Annotated in this window: 14 protein-coding genes; 5 read left to right on the top strand and 9 right to left on the bottom strand. The window is 29.1% G+C overall.

Annotated features, from left to right (window positions below; genetic code table 11):
- Nucleotides 1-7: 7 nt before the first annotated feature.
- Nucleotides 8-1,288: a fumarylacetoacetase gene (gene fahA / locus BLV71_RS15500; RefSeq protein WP_093871424.1), complete on the bottom strand. Its 1,281-nt coding sequence runs from the start codon at nt 1,286-1,288 to the stop codon at nt 8-10.
- Nucleotides 1,289-1,501: 213 nt separating this feature from the next.
- Between fahA and glyA the strand changes: the two genes are divergently transcribed.
- Nucleotides 1,502-2,776, top strand: coding sequence for a serine hydroxymethyltransferase (gene glyA, locus BLV71_RS15495; RefSeq protein WP_093871423.1), 1,275 nt, complete (start codon nt 1,502-1,504; stop codon nt 2,774-2,776).
- 50 nt (nt 2,777-2,826) lie between these two features.
- On the opposite strand, the gene rmuC is transcribed toward glyA, so the two are convergent.
- The gene (rmuC, locus tag BLV71_RS15490) at nt 2,827-4,203 is read right to left on the bottom strand and encodes a DNA recombination protein RmuC (protein WP_093871422.1); all 1,377 of its coding nucleotides are present in this window, start codon (nt 4,201-4,203) and stop codon (nt 2,827-2,829) included.
- Between the two features lie 103 nt (nt 4,204-4,306).
- Here rmuC and BLV71_RS15485 point away from each other — a divergent pair, with 103 nt between their 5' ends.
- Entirely contained in the window at nt 4,307-4,840 is a 534-nt protein-coding gene (locus BLV71_RS15485; protein WP_093871421.1) for a lysophospholipid acyltransferase family protein, read from the top strand.
- Between the two features lie 4 nt (nt 4,841-4,844).
- Nucleotides 4,845-5,786 (top strand): MBL fold metallo-hydrolase, encoded by a 942-nt coding sequence (locus BLV71_RS15480; protein WP_093871420.1) that lies wholly within the window; start codon nt 4,845-4,847, stop codon nt 5,784-5,786.
- A 108-nt stretch (nt 5,787-5,894) separates the two neighbouring features.
- On the opposite strand, the gene BLV71_RS15475 is transcribed toward BLV71_RS15480, so the two are convergent.
- From BLV71_RS15475 to BLV71_RS15460, 4 genes are all read right to left on the bottom strand, one after another.
- Nucleotides 5,895-8,552 (bottom strand): TonB-dependent receptor, encoded by a 2,658-nt coding sequence (locus BLV71_RS15475; RefSeq protein ID WP_093871419.1) that lies wholly within the window; start codon nt 8,550-8,552, stop codon nt 5,895-5,897.
- A 131-nt stretch (nt 8,553-8,683) separates the two neighbouring features.
- Nucleotides 8,684-11,614, bottom strand: coding sequence for a TonB-dependent receptor (locus BLV71_RS15470; protein WP_093871418.1), 2,931 nt, complete (start codon nt 11,612-11,614; stop codon nt 8,684-8,686).
- A 16-nt stretch (nt 11,615-11,630) separates the two neighbouring features.
- Nucleotides 11,631-12,629, bottom strand: a complete 999-nt coding sequence (locus BLV71_RS15465) for a FecR family protein (protein WP_093871417.1) — start codon at nt 12,627-12,629, stop codon at nt 11,631-11,633.
- Nucleotides 12,630-12,706: 77 nt separating this feature from the next.
- Nucleotides 12,707-13,273 carry an RNA polymerase sigma factor gene (locus tag BLV71_RS15460; RefSeq protein WP_093871416.1) on the bottom strand — a complete coding sequence of 189 codons (567 nt, stop codon included), beginning with the start codon at nt 13,271-13,273 and terminating at the stop codon, nt 12,707-12,709.
- 154 nt (nt 13,274-13,427) lie between these two features.
- Here BLV71_RS15460 and ychF point away from each other — a divergent pair, with 154 nt between their 5' ends.
- Both ychF and BLV71_RS15450 read left to right on the top strand, forming a co-directional pair.
- On the top strand, nt 13,428-14,519 hold the full coding sequence (ychF, locus tag BLV71_RS15455; RefSeq protein WP_093871415.1) for a redox-regulated ATPase YchF: 1,092 nt from the start codon (nt 13,428-13,430) through the stop codon (nt 14,517-14,519).
- Nucleotides 14,520-14,607: 88 nt separating this feature from the next.
- The gene (locus BLV71_RS15450) at nt 14,608-15,279 is read left to right on the top strand and encodes a DUF2461 domain-containing protein (RefSeq protein WP_093871414.1); all 672 of its coding nucleotides are present in this window, start codon (nt 14,608-14,610) and stop codon (nt 15,277-15,279) included.
- 38 nt (nt 15,280-15,317) lie between these two features.
- Here BLV71_RS15450 and BLV71_RS18925 read toward each other — a convergent pair whose 3' ends face one another.
- From BLV71_RS18925 to BLV71_RS15440, 3 genes are read right to left on the bottom strand one after another with little or no spacing between them, the layout of a single operon-like run.
- Complete coding sequence (locus BLV71_RS18925; RefSeq protein WP_255405227.1) at nt 15,318-15,755, bottom strand: SDR family NAD(P)-dependent oxidoreductase; 438 nt, start codon at nt 15,753-15,755, stop codon at nt 15,318-15,320.
- Nucleotides 15,742-16,068 carry an SDR family oxidoreductase gene (locus BLV71_RS18920; protein WP_255405226.1) on the bottom strand — a complete coding sequence of 109 codons (327 nt, stop codon included), beginning with the start codon at nt 16,066-16,068 and terminating at the stop codon, nt 15,742-15,744. The genes BLV71_RS18925 and BLV71_RS18920 overlap by 14 nt, the downstream gene beginning before the upstream one ends.
- Before the next feature lie 49 nt (nt 16,069-16,117).
- Entirely contained in the window at nt 16,118-16,696 is a 579-nt protein-coding gene (locus BLV71_RS15440) for a TetR/AcrR family transcriptional regulator (protein ID WP_093871413.1), read from the bottom strand.
- Nucleotides 16,697-16,707: the final 11 nt, after the last annotated feature.

The following is a 16,707-nucleotide window of genomic DNA, read 5'->3' as shown; positions in this document are numbered from 1 at the left end:
ATTTAGTTTATTCAATTGCAGGTAAAATTTTACCAACACACTCTCCAAAACCAATACGAACTTTGTCATTTTTAGAATATCCACGCATAATAACTGTATCATTATCATTGATAAATTTACGCTCGCTACCATCGTTCATTTTAATAGGGTTTTGACCTCTCCATGTTAATTCTAACATTGAACCAAAACTATCTTGAGTTGGACCAGAAATTGTTCCACTTCCCATCATGTCACCAGCATTAACAGGACAACCATTTACAGTATGGTGTGCTAATTGCTGAATCATTGTCCAGTACATGTATTTGAAGTTAGAGTTACAAACAACAGTCTCTTCTTTATCTTCAGGTTGAATAGCCATTTGTAAATTAATATCATAACTATCTTTACCTTCTTTACGTAAATAAGGTAAAGGTTCATGTACTTGTTTAGGGTTATCTACTCTAAAAGGTTCTAAAGCATCTAAAGTAACAATCCAAGGTGATATAGTAGAAGCAAAGTTTTTACCTAAAAATGGCCCTAAAGGAACATATTCCCATCCTTGAATATCACGAGCAGACCAATCATTGAATAAAACCAATCCAAAAATATAGTCTTCAGCTTCTTCAATAGGAATTCTTTCTCCTAAATCATTTGCAACTGTTGTAATAAATGCCATTTCTAATTCAAAATCTAACAATTTTGAAGGACCAAAATTAGGTGTAGTTTCACCTTCATTAGGTCTAGATTGACCAACAGGTCTTCTTATAGGAGTACCAGAAGGAATAATAGAAGAACTTCTTCCGTGGTAACCAATAGGTATTTGTAACCAGTTAGGGAATAATGCGTTTTCAGGATCTCTAAATAATGAACCTACATTTGTAGCATGTTCTTTACTAGCATAGAAATCGGTATAATCACCTACACTAACAGGTAATTGCATTTCTATTTCATCCATTCTAAAAATCACTTTGTCTTTATGTTCAGCATTGTCTCTTAAACTACTGTTTTTAACATCAAAAATTTCAGCAATTCTGTTTCTAACTAAACGCCAAGTTTTACGACCATCAGCAATAAAATCATTTAAGGTATCTTGTAAAAAAATATCATCGGTTAAAGGAATGCCTTCAAAATATCCAAGTTGATGTAAAGCACCTAAATCAATAGCATAGTCACCAATCCTTGTTCCAATTGTAATAATATCATCTTTGGTTAAAAAAACACCAAAAGGTATGTTTTGAATCGGAAAATCAGAGTTTTCTGTTACAGTTAACCAAGATTTTCTATTCGGGTTATTTGCAGTTATTTCCATTAATTGTATTGTTTAATTTTTTATCAAACCTACATATTTTTTTTGAATTTTAGAGAGGTAAAAAACTAAAAAATGTAAAAAAATGCACACAAAAGATTAATATAGTATCAATAATTAACTAATACGTATAAATGTGTGAAAATACTTACTATCCAAATAAAAATTATTGAGAAAATGATTACATTTGGCAACAAAATTTAACAACACATAGTAATGCAAAAAGATCATCAAATTTTTGACCTTATAGCTGATGAAAAAAAACGTCAGTTAAATGGGTTGGAGCTAATAGCTTCTGAAAACTTTGTAAGTGAGCAGGTAATGGAAGCGCAAGGATCAATTTTAACTAACAAATATGCAGAAGGATATCCTGGAAAAAGGTATTATGGAGGATGTGAGATAGTTGATATTGTAGAGCAAATAGCAATTGATAGGGCTAAAGAATTATTTGGAGCTGCATATGTAAATGTTCAGCCTCATTCAGGTAGTCAGGCAAATACAGCTGTGTTCGCTACATGTTTAAAACCTGGTGATACTATTTTAGGTTTCGATTTATCTCATGGAGGTCATTTAACTCATGGTTCACCTGTAAATTTTTCAGGAAAATTATACAACCCTGTATTTTATGGTGTTGATAAAGAAACTGGGCTTATAGATTACAATCATTTAGAGCAACAAGCTAATGAACATAAACCTAAATTAATTATTGCAGGAGCTTCAGCGTATTCTCGTGATATTGACTTTAAGAAATTTAGAGAAATAGCTGATAGTGTAGGTGCAATTTTAATGGCTGATATTTCACATCCAGCTGGTTTAATAGCTAAAGGAATTTTATCTGATCCGTTACCTCATTGTCATATTGTAACAACGACTACACATAAAACATTACGTGGACCTCGTGGTGGTATGATTATGATGGGACAAGATTTTGAAAATCCTTTTGGATTAACCTTAAAAAGTGGAAAGCCAAAAAAGATGTCGACTTTATTAAATTCATCGGTATTCCCTGGAAATCAAGGAGGACCTTTAGAGCATGTAATTGCTGCTAAAGCAGTTGCTTTTGGTGAGGCGTTAACTGATGGTTTTTTAGAGTATCAAATTCAAGTTCGTGAAAATGCCAGAGCAATGGCTGCAGCTTTTGTAGCGAAAGGATATGATATTATTTCTAAAGGAACAGATAATCATATGATGTTAATAGATCTACGTAACAAAGGAATTACAGGTAAAGATGCTGAAATAGCTTTAGGTAAAGCTGAGATAACAGTAAATAAAAATATGGTTCCTTTTGATACAGAATCACCTTTTGTAACTTCTGGTATCCGTATTGGTACTTCAGCAGTAACTACACGTGGTTTAAATGAAGAAGATATGATTGTTGTTGTTGATTTAATTGATGAAGCAATAACAAATGCTACTAATGATGAAGCATTAGAAGCAATAGGTGAAAAAGTATATGATTTAATGCATCAAAGAAGATTATTTGTGATGTAACTATTATATTAAAACAATAAAAAAGCGACTTAATTATTAAGTCGCTTTTTTTAATCCTCTTCTTGAGCTCGTTCTATTATTTTTTCAGGAAGTGCTTTCTTAGCTTTAGCTCCCATTTTCTTTAATTTTTCTACACTAGTAATCAAATTACCTCTACCTTCTACTAATTTGTTCATGGCAGAACTATAATCAGCTTTAGTAGCATCAATTTTTTTACCAATACTAATCAAATCTTTTAAAAGACCATCAAACTTATCATACAAAGCACCAGCTTGTCTTGCAATTTCTAAAGCATTTCGTTGTTGTTTTTCATTATTCCACATGGTATCAATAGTACGTAAAGTAGCTAAAAGAGTAGTAGGAGTAACAATCACGATATTTTTTTCAAAAGCTTTATTGTATAAAGTATTATCTTCATTTAAAGCTACAGCAAATGCAGGCTCAATAGGAACAAATAGCAAAACAAAATCAGGAGATTCTATTTTATAAATATCCTCATATTTTTTTTCTGAAAGTTGCTCTACATGTCGTTTTAAAGAGTTTACATGTTCTTTTATAAAACGAGTTTTTTCAATAGCATCATCAGTATTTACATATTGTTCATATGCAGTTAAAGAAACCTTAGAGTCAACAATCATTTTTTTATTATCTGGTAAATGAATAACTACATCAGGTAGTATACGTTTACCTTCATCGTTAGTAAAAGATTGTTGTACAAAATATTCTCTATCTTTTTCTAATCCCGACTTTTCTAAAACACGTTCTAATACTAGTTCTCCCCAGTTTCCTTGTGTTTTACTATCTCCCTTTAATGCTCTAGTTAAGTTAATAGTTTCTTTACTCATTTGGGTGTTTAGCTCTTTTAAACCAAGTAATTGTTCTTTTAGAGCTGAATGCATTGAAATACTTTCTTTTTGAGAATCTTCAACTTTCTTTTCAAAAGTTTGTATTTTTTCTTGTAAGGGACTTAGTATATTTTTTATATTTTCTTTATTCTGTTCTGTAAATTTATTAGATTTTTCATCTAATATTTTATTTGCAAGGTTTTCAAATTCTTTGGTAAACTTATCTTGTAGTTTCTCAACCTCTTCTTTATTTTCGTTTAACTTTAATTGTAAGTTTCTTAGTTCTTCATTTTTTCTAGCTAATTCAGTAGCAGAGAAATCTTTTTCTCGTCTTAATTCATTATTCTCTTTTGTTTTATCATCCAAGCGTTTTAAGAAATCTTCTTTTTGTTGAATAAAAACCTGTTCTTTTTCATTCTTCTGAGCTTCTGCATTTGATATAGTAACAGCTAAGGTGTTGTTTTCTTTTTCTAATGTATCTGTAGCTTTATTTAAAGCTAATTTACCTAGTAAATGGCCAATAATAACCCCTAATACTAATCCAGAAATTGTTGTGATTATTAATAGTAAAGTAGTACTCATTAAATGAAAAAATTAGTTGAACAAGCAAATATAACGCAAGATATTATAAAAATGTTTGTTATTGTTACTGAAAACCGTATCATTGAGGCATATTTTATAAGAGATGATATCTAAGTTTATATATACCAAAATTTTAGGATGGAAGTTAGTTGGAGAATTTCCTAAAGAATTAAAAAAATATATAGTTATTGGTGCTCCACATACTAGTTGGAAAGATTTTCCAATAGCGATCTTAGCAAGAAACTCATGGGGAGTAAAAATTAATTTTATAGGAAAAAAATCATTGTTCAAGCCTCCTTTTGGTTTTATTTTTAGATGGTTAGGCGGTGCACCGGTTGACCGTTCAAAAAGTAATAATAAAGTAGATGCTATTGTAGATGTTTTTAATAAGCATGATGAGTTTCGTTTAGCTTTATCACCAGAAGGAACAAGAAAAAAGGTAGATAAATGGAAAACAGGTTTTTATTACATAGCAAAGGGAGCCAATGTACCTATAATAATGTTTGCCTTTGATTTTGAGCATAAGCAAATAATTTTATCAGAACCTTTTTATCCTACTGATAATATGGAAAGTGATTTTGAACACTTTTATTCTTTTTATAAAGATATAAAAGGAGCTAATCCTGAATTATTTTAAGAATATGAAAGTTAAAAGTCTACTATATATTATTTTTATTTTATGTGTTTTTTCTTGTGTTAAAAAGGAAAAACTAAAAAACATTCCTAGTGTTCCTTATTTTGTAGTGTTAGGAGTTGCACAAGATGCTGGATATCCGCAAATAGCTTGTAAAAAAGAATGTTGCTTAAAAACTTATACAAACTCTAGCTTGGAAAGAATGGTTAGTTCTATAGGTTTGGTTGATCCGATAACTAATGAAAGTTGGATGTTTGATGCAACACCTGATTTTACAAAACAAACTAAGCTATTATCTACCTATACAAAGAATAAAGATATTCCTGATGGTATTTTTTTAACTCATGGCCATATAGGACACTATACAGGAATTATGTTTTTAGGTAGAGAAGCAATGAGTGCAACTAAAATGCCAATTTATACAATGCCAAGAATGAAAACATATTTGGAAACTAACGGACCTTGGAGTCAGTTAGTAACTAACAATAATATTGAGTTAAAGGCATTAAAAAAAGATTCAGCATTTGTTTTAAATAAAAGAATTAGTATAACTCCAATTCATGTACCACATAGAGATGAATACACAGAAACAGTTGGTTATTTAATTAATAACACTTCTAAAAAAGCATTGTTTATTCCAGATGTTGATAAATGGGAAAAGTGGGATAGAAATATTATTGATTATATAAAGCAAGTTGATATAGCATTTTTAGATGCAACCTTTTTTAAAAATGGAGAGATTAACAGAGACATGAATGAAGTTCCTCATCCTTTTGTTGAAGAAAGTATGAAGTTGTTTGAGGGGTTAACAAATGATGATAAAAAGAAAATCTATTTTATCCATTTTAATCATACGAACCCATTATTAGGTGAGGGAAGTGATGCTGAAAATAGAGTTGAAGAAAGAGGGTTTAATATTGCTAAGCAAAATTCAATTATAAAATTCTAATATTCAGAATTAAGTTAATTTATTATTTAATATAAAACCCCGAAGCTAGGGGAATGCTTCGAGGTTTTAGTTGCATATAATTAAATATAATGAAAGACAATTATCTTATTAAAACTTGTAATTAACTGATAAGTTAAACATAGATCCTAATTGACTGAAATGGTAACCATCGTATGTCATTTGAGAATAACGTTGGTTAAAAGTAATTAAGTTGGATTGTGTTTTAACTTGTGCAGGGTCATTTAAAATTGCTTGTCCAGCTGCGTTTTCAGCTTTAAAACTCCATTCTGGTAATACGCTTAAAATGTTATTAGCATTGAAAGCTACTGTCCAATTATCATCTATATTATAGTTCACACCTAAGTCAGTTACAATTTGTGGAGTAAACTCAGTTCTTAAGTTACTGTCCATACCAGCTTGCTTAAACTTCGTTGTTCCAAAGTAAGTGTTGTTTAAAGTAAATCCAAAGTTACCAACATCATATGTTGCTCCTAAAATCCATTTAGTATTTGGTCTTGAAGTAAATAATAAAGCTTCCTGAGTTGCGTCAATTAAAGCACTACCATTGTTATCAGTTCTACCATTTTCAAATGTATAGTTACCAGATAAGTTAAAGCCTAATTTACCATTTCCTAATTCTAAATTCTTATAACCAATTACAACATCTAATCCAGACGTTCTTGTGTTAATTGCATTTGCAAAATAACTAACAGTTCCGAATGAAGTTGAAAGTTCATTACTTAAAACAATTCTATCTTCAACTTCAATATTATAATAATCTAAAGTAAAACTAAAGTTATTGAATGGCTTACCTCCAATACCAACAGTAAAGTTTGTAGATTCTTCAGCTTTTAATCTAGGAACCCCTAATTGTCTAGCTTCTCTAGAAACATTATTAATTAATCCACTCACTTGAATACCTGAACCAGCAACAAAACTATATTGTTTCTTTTGTGTATATATTTGATGTAAAGTAGGAGCTCTAAATCCTGTAGAAGCAGATGCTCTTATTGTATATTTATCATCAGCAAACTTATAACGTGAGCTTACTTTCCAAACAAAAGTACTTCCAAAATCTGAATAGTTTTCAGCCCTAACAGTACCGTTTAACTGAAAATCTTTAGTAGCATCCCATTCAACACTAAAATATCCACCTAAGTTGTAACGGTTGAATTCTCCAGAATTTTCTGGTCTGTTACCAGCAAATGAATCGGCACCAATTCCATCATAAGAAGCTAAACCACCTTGAATTACTTCAAAATCTTCAGCTCTAAATTCAGTACCTACTGCAATAGATACATTATCTGATAATATTTTTGAAATATCTAAATTTCCTACTACATGACTAAAAGCAGTACCTCCTGGTTTAAAAGATATAGGACTATTTTCTCTATAAATATTTTCATTATTAGAGTCAAGAATTGTACTCCTATTATGAGAATTACTAACAGTATAGGTTTGTTTGTTACCACCTACAGTAATACTACCATCAACATTCCAGTCATTAATAGTTGATTTAATACCCACTGTAGCATTATAATCTCCTAAAAGACCTTCAAAAGTAGGAAGGTATCCATCATAACCACCAGCATTTGTTGGGTGACTTCCCGGGAAGAAGTTAGCTAAATATGGAAAATCACCAATAGTTCTCCAATATGGAGTTCTATAGTTAGCAAAACTGTTAACCATTTTATATACATAGGCAGCATTGAAATATAAATCAGAATTTTCACTTAAATCATGGCTACCGTTAATTAAGAATTTTGCAGCAGTAGTTTCAGGAGAAGCATTAATATTACCAGCATCTGGTTTACGTCCTAAAAATTCATTTACAAAATTAATATTAGCTCCAAAATCGGCAGCTTCACCTTCAGCATCTACAGTACCTGGTCTGTTAGCCATTTTAGTTTTTGAAAAATCAATAGTGTAGTTTATAAAACCTTTTTTACCAAATCTACTTCCATTATTTACACTAACACCAAGCATTTCACCATCTCCTTCACCAGTAATTCCAGATCTAAATGTTGCAGAACCATTTTTATAATCCTTTTTTAAAATGATATTCATTACACCAGCAATAGCATCAGAACCATATTGAGCAGATGCACCATCACGTAAAATTTGAATAGTTTCAATTGCGTCAGTTGGGATACCAGAGATATCAGCACCTGTTTCACCTCTACCAGGAGATGTTTGTGTATATAATAATGAACTTAAGTTTTTACGTTTACCATTAATAAGTATAAGCGTTCTACTTGGTCCCATATTTCTAATTTCATATGGATCAAGTAATGAAGTAGCATCATTAACAGGTGTTTGTACTGTATTAAATGATGGTATTTTATACTGTAAAGCTTTATCAAAAGTTGTTTGACCGGTTGCTTGTAGTTCTTTTACACCAACAACATCAATTGGTAATGAACTTGTAGTATTACTTCTAGAAGGAGTTCTACTACCTGTTATAATTACTTCATCAAGTTCTAATCCTTCTTTTAAAACAATATTAAATACTTTTTTACCATTAACTGAAACTTCCTGTGTTTCATATCCAGAAAAACTAACAACAAGTATTGCTCCTTCTTGGACTGTCAGGTTAAATTTTCCATCAAAATCAGTATTTGCACCATTTTGTGTGCCTTTTTCAATGATATTTGCGCCAGGTAGGGCATCATTGTTAGAGTCTGTGACTGTTCCAGAAATTTGCATTTGTGCCCATGTAAAACCACTAAATACAATTGTAAAGAGTAACGTGAAAAGTTTTTTCATAAATAAAAATTTAGTTAATAATTAAGAAGGTTTTTGCTGTTTTGTTATTTTATTAACAGTAGCCTTGTATTATTATTAAGTTGAGTTTTATTTTTCTATACTCTGTTTTTTTGAAAGAAGTTAAAATAAAGTTAAAAATTAACAGAAAATTTACTGTAATAGAAAGCTCCATTACTACCCATTTGAACAGCATCCCATAGACCTCCACTATCAGTATTTCCGCCTTGTTGAGTAGGGTAGGTGTTAAATAGATTGTTGACACCAATTTGAATTGAATAATTTTTTGATAATTTATAAGAAAAATGACTATCTAAAGTGTATTTTGCATCATAGTCATCTATTGAGGCTGATAATCTTTCTTCAGGAGAGTTGTTAAAATCACTAAGCGGCTTATTTATTTGCCAATCAAGTAATCTAAGACTACTAAACCTTGTTATACTTGAACTTAATGATATATTTTTATTACTGTAAATAGCATTTAAAATTAATTTATGTTTCGGAGCTGAAGCAAGTAAAAAATATTGTTCTCTTGTTCCAAAAAATGTTTTTAAATCAAGATCTTTATTGTTTATCCTTGTAATTTTCATCTTATTAAAATTTCCTGAAAAATTAATAAAGAGTTTTGAAGCTGTAAATTTTTTACACCAATTAAGTTTAAAATCTAATCCGTAAGTTGAAGTGTTAACCCCATTAGCAAAGAATTGAACATTTTGAACATTAGGGTCAATACTTGATGCATCAAAATTTCCACTCAAAATAATTCTATCTTTTATAAAAATATAATAAGAGTCGATAAAGAATTGTAAATTTTTACTTGCTTTGTGACTTATACCTAAACTATAGTTAACAGCTTTTTCTTCTTTTAACTGTTTAATTCCAAACTTGTTAGTGATTGGGTTGTTGTTAGCTATTAAAAATGATTCAACAGGTTTGTTATCTATGTAGTTGGTGAATTTTAAATTATAATAAATTTGAGCTAATGAAGGAGCTCTAAAACCTGTACTAAATGATGCTCTTAAATTTGTTGTTGAAGTAACTTTAAACCTAGTAGCAATTTTAGTATTAATAGTGTTTCCAAAATCACTATAATTTTCATAACGAAAAGCTGTTGTTAGAAGCCACTTTTTTGAAAAATCTATTTCGCTATCAAAATATAAACTAAAACTTGTACGATTTCTGTTTACTTTATTTAAGGGCGAGTACCCAGGAAAACCTTGAGATCCTCCAGGTCTTATTTTATTGTTTAAGGTAGGTATTTGATTAATAGGTGTATTACTATTAACAATATTACCATTAAGGTCATAGGAAGCATAAGAGCCTTCTTCTCCAGCAAAAATCTTATAACTTTCAATTCTATTTTCTAAACCTAAGGCAATGTTTAGGCCTTTAAAAGTGGATCGAAAATATTTTGAAATATCAAAGTTTGTTGTATTTTGACTTAAGCTATGCCCACCAGCATCAAATTCTTTTGGAGATTTATCTAGAAGTGTAGCATTTAGAGTTTCTTTTATGAAATAATGGAAATTATTTTTTCCATACGTGTTACTAAAGTCAATATTCCATCCTTTTAATTTTCCTTTTAAACCTAGTGTAAATGACTTATCTGAAATGTTAGAAGTAATCATTGGATTAAATCCATTTGGATAAATACTTATTATATTTCTTTCACTATCTGAAGTTCTAGTAAAAGCATAAGCTTCAGTGTTTTTAAAACTATATCCTCCATTTGTGTAAGCTCTCATTGTAGGGGAAATAGGTATTTCAGAATTGATGAATAAATTACTACTTTTTAGTGCTGCATCGCCATATTTTTGTCGAACATTTGTACCATTTCTAAATGTATGATCTTTAGAAAGAAACTCTGCTGAAACATTTACAAAACCATTTTTATTAATTTTAGTTCCGTAATTTACATCAGCTTTATAGGTAAATCCATCGATACCTTTTTTACTTTGATCTGAATTATTATTTGCATTATAAAACCCTACAGTTGAATTTATATTTGTTTGATTAACATTATCTTTTAAAACTATATTTATAACACCTGCGATAGCATCAGAACCATATTGAGCAGAGGCTCCATCTTTAAGAACTTCTATTCTTTTAATTGCAGAGGCAGGAATAGCATTTAAATCTGTACCAGAATTCCCTCTACCTCTTGTTCCGTATAAATTGATAAGTGATGCTTGATGTCTTCTTTTACCATTAATTAAAACTAATGTTTGATCTGGTCCTAATCCTCTGTATGTTGCAGGAACAATATGATCAGCTCCATCTGAACCTGATTGTTTAGTAGCATTAAATGAAGGAATTTCATTTTGAATAAACTGATTTACCTCTAAAAATTCACTTTTCTTTTTAATATTATCTATTTCGATAACATCGGTTGATACAGGTGAGTCTACTTTCTTTCTTTGATTATTTCTAGACCCGACTATTAATATTTCATCTAATTCAATTCCCGATTTTAATAATACTCTTAAAAATTTATTTTTTGTTTGAACAATTTCTGTTTTATATCCTATATGAGTAAATATGATAGGATTATTTATAAGAAGCTTTAACTCAAAAGATCCGTCATTTCTAGAAATGGTTCCATTTTGGGTATTACTTTCAATAATATTAACTTTTTTTATTGGTTGATAATATTGATTAAGTACAATTCCTCGTACTGTAACTTCTTCCTCTTTTTTATTGATACTATCTTTTAATAGTTTTAATTGTGTATTGTATAATGATTTTTGATTTGTATAATATTTATTTTTTATTGAAGCATACAATACATAATAGTTGTTTCCTAGATAATCTATTTTGTAAGAAGTTAATTTTTTTAATAATTCAATTGACTGATTTAGTGGGAGCTTTTGTAAGTTTTGAACTTCTACTTTTTGATCTTTTATAACAACAGGGTTATAGGTAAAAAACACCTTATGTTTATTGCTTATTATATTTAAAGCATCACTAAGAAGTAACTGTTTTTTATTTTGAGAATAGCTAGTAAGAAAATAAAAAAGGCAAGCAAAGAATAGTATAAAATGTATTTTAGTATTCTTTTTGGACATTAAAAAAGGTGGTTGGTTATTTTTTATAAACCACTAATTTAGTATTTTCTTTTTTAATAATAATATTTGTTGATTTTTTTATAGCATTTAAACAGATATCTAAATTAGTTGTAGGAACTATTCCAGTAATTAAAAACGCTTTAGTTTCAGGGTTTTTATAAGTGAAATTTACTCCATAGGTATCTGTTACCTTGTTTAATGCTTCTTCTAATGTATAGTTGTTAAAAATTAACTTTCCATTTTTCCAAGATGTTTTCTCTTCATTTGAAATTAATTTTTCATCAACTGTTATTTTTTTATATTCAGATGAGTATTCAATATAGTTACCCGGTATCATTTTTTTAGATTTTCCATTATTCATAGTTAACCAAATACTACCTTCTTCTAAATATACTTTTGTTTTTTCTTTTTTAGTATTAACGTTAAATTCTGTTCCATATACTTCTACTTTTAGGTCATCGGTATTTACCCAAAATTTTGCGTTAGTGGTTTCTTTTTTATTAACTTTAAAATAAGCCTCACCTTTAAGCCATACTTTTCTAACATTATTATTTTTATATGTAATGCTAGAGTTAGAGTTTAATGTAACAGAAGTACCATCTTTTAATTTTAAATCTAACGTTTCACCATATGCTGTTTTATGAGTAATATACGATGAGTTTAAAAAAGTAGTATATATACCTACAGAAATCAATATTAAAATACTTGCAGCAACACTAATTAGAGTTAAATATTTTTTATTTAAAATATTATTTTTTTTGTTTTGAGTAGCTTTTAGTTTAGTTTCAAGTTTGTTCCACTCAATATTTAACTTTTCTTCTGGTATAGACGTTTTTTTAAAATTAATGCCTAGTAATATATCACGTGCTTCATAAGCAATATCTTTCTTTAAAGGATTGTTTTTTAACCAAAAATCCCAAAAAGAAATATCAGATAACTGACTGTTATGAGCCCAGTTTTTAAATGATGAATCATTTAAAAAATCATGAATTGTATTATACGTCCTTTTAGCCATTAAATTATAGTAATACTAACTGTGTATATATATAAAGTACATTATTTTATATATATACTCTTTTTAATCCCGCAAATTTATGAATTTAATAATTGTAAAATAGCCATTTCTTCTCTTAAATTTTTAATAGCTTTATGAAGTATATTTATTACACTTTGATAGTTAATATCCATTGTTTCTGCTATTTCTTTAGCTTTTAAATTACAATGAAATTTTAAATAAATAACTTCTTTTTGTCTTTTGGGTAGTTCGTTGACTAGTTTGGTAAGGTTTTTATTTCTAAAGGTTGTTGATTCTTGGTTAGTTATAAACTCTTCTGGGGTAAAATTTATATCAACAATATTTTTATCAATGTTTCTAACTATTGAATATTTTTTAATCTTGTTTATTCTCTTAATAATAAATCGTCTGTAAGAAGAAAATAAGTAAGGAGCAATCTTATCTAAGTCACTTAAGTTTTCTTTGTGTTCAAATATATATACAAAGAAATCTTGTAAAGAATCTTCAGTAATAACAGGATCTTTTGAAATTTTTAGACCATAACTAAATAGAGGAGGATAAAACTTTTTGAATAGTACAGAAAAAGCTTTAAGATCACCTTCTTTTAATGATTTCCATAAAATGTCATCAGATAAATTACTCATTAATTAGTAGTTAATTCCCGATAAATGTAGTGAAAAAAATATTAATATGATAAAAAACTGTTAAACTAGTTGTATTAGGTTCTACAAATTATAGTCATAAAACCAAGTAATATACTATATTTGCATTCGCAAAAAATATCAATAACATATTATAATGAAAGCTGGAATTGTAGGATTACCAAACGTAGGAAAATCGACATTGTTTAATTGTTTGTCAAATGCTAAAGCGCAGAGTGCAAATTTCCCATTTTGTACTATTGAACCTAACATAGGAGTGGTGAATGTACCAGACCCAAGAATTCAAGTTTTAGAAGGTATGGTAAATCCTGAAAGGGTAATGCCAGCAACTGTAGAGATTGTTGATATTGCAGGTTTAGTTAAAGGAGCAAGTAAAGGAGAAGGTTTAGGAAATCAATTCTTAGCAAACATTAGAGAAACTGATGCTATTATACACGTATTGAGATGTTTTGATAATGATAATATTATTCATGTAGATGCTTCTGTTGATCCAGTAAGAGATAAAGAAACTATTGATATAGAATTACAGTTAAAAGATTTAGAAACTGTTCAAAAACGTTTAGAACGTGTAAAAAGAACTGCTAAAACTGGAAACAAAGAAGCTCAAATAGAATTAGAGGTTTTACTAAAAGTTGAAAAAACTTTATTAGAAGGTGTTTCTGTTAGAGCTATTGAGTTCTCTGAAAAAGATCAAGAGATTGTAAAGTCATTACAATTCATAACCTCTAAGCCTGTATTATATGTTTGTAACGTAGATGAAGGTTCAGCTGTTTCTGGAAATGCTTATGTAGAAAAGGTAAGAGAAGCAGTAAAAGATGAAAATGCAGAAGTTATTGTATTAGCAATAGGAACTGAGGCAGATATTACTGAATTAGATGATTACGAAGAGCGTCAAATGTTTTTGGCTGATATAGGTCTTGAAGAAGCTGGTGCCTCAGTTTTAATTAGAGCTGCATATAAGTTATTAAATTTACAAACGTATTTTACTGTTGGAGTTAAAGAAGTAAGAGCTTGGACTATAAACATAGGTGATACTGCTCCACAGGCTGCTGGGGTAATTCATACCGATTTTGAAAAAGGTTTTATTAGAGCTGAAGTTATAAAGTATGATGATTATACTTCTTTAGGTGGTGAACAAAAAGTTAAAGAAGCTGGAAAGTTAGGAGTAGAAGGAAAGGAATACATTGTTCAAGATGGTGATATCATGAACTTTAGATTTAATGTATAAAACATAGTTAAATTAAACATATATAATTAACCCTATTGAAATATTTTCTATAGGGTTTTTTTGTATATTTAAATCAAATTTTAGTTAGATGCAATTCGAAAAAAAAACTTTTCAATTTTTACAAGATTTAGAAAATAATAATAACCGAGATTGGTTTGCAGAAAATAAAAAAGTGTATGACCTTTCCTTGAATAATGCGAAAGAATTATTTACTGAGATAAATCAAAACCTAGAGTTACATGATGAGATTGAAAAGCAAAAAGTATATAGAATATATAGAGATGTGCGTTTTTCAAAAGATAAAACACCTTATAATCCTCGTTTTGCAGTTTCCTATTCAAGAAAAGGTAAAGAATTAAGAGGAGGGTACTTTTTACAAGTTAAGCCTGGAGATACAGTTTTAGGAGGAGGCTTTTGGCAACCAGAAAAAGAAGATTTATTTAGAATCCGTAAAGAGTTTGAATTAGATGCTTCTGAAATAAGAGAAATACTTGCTGAAGAAAACTTTATAAAATATTTTGGAGGGAAATTAGAAGGAGATGAACTAAAGACTGCTCCTAAAGGATTTGATAAAGAACATGAATCAATAGATTTAATTAAAAAGAAAGGTTTTGTAGCTATTAGAAGGTTTACAGATAAAGAAGTCATGTCTAAAAACTTTTTAAACGAAATAGATGCTTCCTTTAAAACTCTTAGACCTTATTTTAATTTAATGAGTGATATACTTACTACAAATTTAAATGGAGAGTCAATACTATAAAAAAAGCTGAGATATAATCTCAGCTTTTTTATTTATTATTATATTTGACTTAAGCCACCATCCACTTCTAGTTCAACTCCATTAATATATGAAGCGTCTTCTGAAGCCAAAAATAAAGCTGTATTAGCAATTTCTTCAGAAGTTCCAAATCTGCCTAAAGGTACTTGGCTAGCAAAACCTTTCCCCATTTCTTCTACAACATCTTGTGGTAAGTTCATTTTTCCATAAATAGGTGTATCAATAGGACCAGGGGCAATTGAGTTTACACGAATTCCTCTAGATTTAACCTCAGATGTTAATACTCTAGCATAGGCTCTTAAGGCTCCCTTACTAGCTGAGTACACTGATAAACCATCAAAGCCTTTTTGATGTACAATAGAGTTAGTAAATAGTATACTTCCATTATCATTCATATGTGGTAAAGCTTCTTTAGTTGCTAAAATCGGGCCTTTAACATTTATATCAAAAAACCTCATTATAATGTGCTGTTGTAATGTCTGTTGTTGTAGCAAGAGGTGCAACTCCTGCATTTAAATATAATACATCTATGTTTCCATACTTTTCAACAGCTTTTTTAATTAGTGTTATGTTATCTTCATCTTTAGATACGTCAGCAACAACAGTTATAAAGTCGCCAGATAAGCCATTTGTAGCTTCATTTAAAGCATCTTCTCTTCTACCTGCTAGTACAACTTTAGCACCATTCTTTAAGAATAATTTAGCAGTTGCTAATCCAATTCCACTATTTGCACCTGTTATTACGGCTACTTTGTTTTGTAATTTATTCATTTTTATTTGTTTTATTTGAAACGTTCGTTTCAAATTAGGTTAAAAAAAATTATTTTAATGTAGAAAGGGTTGTTTTAACTATACTTTCTAATTGTTTACAATTGTTCATTAAAATTCCAGAAATACTTAAACCTTGAATAGAGTTTAATAAATATAAAGCATATTCATATGCAGTATTATTTTTGTTGATAGAACCTTCTTGTTGCCCTTTTTCAATAAAATCTTGAAATAATTTAATCATGCTTTTATGATTATTATCTAAGAACTTTTGAATTGTAACTTCTTGATTGGCCATTTCTGAAGTACAATTATTAATTAAGCAACCTATATTTTTATTATTCTTATTTTGCTTAATATTTAATATAAAAATAGCTTCAATTGCTTTAAGAGGTGAATTAATATTCTTTAAAATATTTTCTATACTACATTTAAAGTTAGTTTGATAACTTTTTAAACAAACTGTATATAAATCTAGCTTGCTACCAAAAGTATTATAAATACTAGATCGGTTTAAGCCAGTTGCATCTACTAGATCTTGCATAGACGTTAAGCTGTAGCTTTTCCGATGAAAAACTTCAGTAGCTTGTTTTATTACAACTTCTTTATTAAAGGTTTCTACTTTTGGCATTTAATTGAAAT

This window comes from Tenacibaculum sp. MAR_2010_89, from assembly GCF_900105985.1.
In the GTDB taxonomy this organism is placed as follows: domain Bacteria; phylum Bacteroidota; class Bacteroidia; order Flavobacteriales; family Flavobacteriaceae; genus Polaribacter; species Polaribacter halocynthiae.
This window is presented reverse-complemented; position numbering and strand designations above follow the sequence as displayed.

Bases quoted from the DNA above. Each gene is read 5' to 3' on its own strand.
- fahA (WP_093871424.1), bottom strand. From the start codon at position 1,288: ATGGAAATAACTGCAAATAACCCGAATAGAAAATCTTGGTTAACTGTA.
- glyA (WP_093871423.1), top strand. From the start codon at position 1,502: ATGCAAAAAGATCATCAAATTTTTGACCTTATAGCTGATGAAAAAAAA.
- rmuC (WP_093871422.1), bottom strand. From the start codon at position 4,203: ATGAGTACTACTTTACTATTAATAATCACAACAATTTCTGGATTAGTA.
- BLV71_RS15485 (WP_093871421.1), top strand. From the start codon at position 4,307: ATGATATCTAAGTTTATATATACCAAAATTTTAGGATGGAAGTTAGTT.
- BLV71_RS15480 (WP_093871420.1), top strand. From the start codon at position 4,845: ATGAAAGTTAAAAGTCTACTATATATTATTTTTATTTTATGTGTTTTT.
- BLV71_RS15475 (WP_093871419.1), bottom strand. From the start codon at position 8,552: ATGAAAAAACTTTTCACGTTACTCTTTACAATTGTATTTAGTGGTTTT.
- BLV71_RS15470 (WP_093871418.1), bottom strand. From the start codon at position 11,614: ATGTCCAAAAAGAATACTAAAATACATTTTATACTATTCTTTGCTTGC.
- BLV71_RS15465 (WP_093871417.1), bottom strand. From the start codon at position 12,629: ATGGCTAAAAGGACGTATAATACAATTCATGATTTTTTAAATGATTCA.
- BLV71_RS15460 (WP_093871416.1), bottom strand. From the start codon at position 13,273: ATGAGTAATTTATCTGATGACATTTTATGGAAATCATTAAAAGAAGGT.
- ychF (WP_093871415.1), top strand. From the start codon at position 13,428: ATGAAAGCTGGAATTGTAGGATTACCAAACGTAGGAAAATCGACATTG.
- BLV71_RS15450 (WP_093871414.1), top strand. From the start codon at position 14,608: ATGCAATTCGAAAAAAAAACTTTTCAATTTTTACAAGATTTAGAAAAT.
- BLV71_RS18925 (WP_255405227.1), bottom strand. From the start codon at position 15,755: ATGAGGTTTTTTGATATAAATGTTAAAGGCCCGATTTTAGCAACTAAA.
- BLV71_RS18920 (WP_255405226.1), bottom strand. From the start codon at position 16,068: ATGAATAAATTACAAAACAAAGTAGCCGTAATAACAGGTGCAAATAGT.
- BLV71_RS15440 (WP_093871413.1), bottom strand. From the start codon at position 16,696: ATGCCAAAAGTAGAAACCTTTAATAAAGAAGTTGTAATAAAACAAGCT.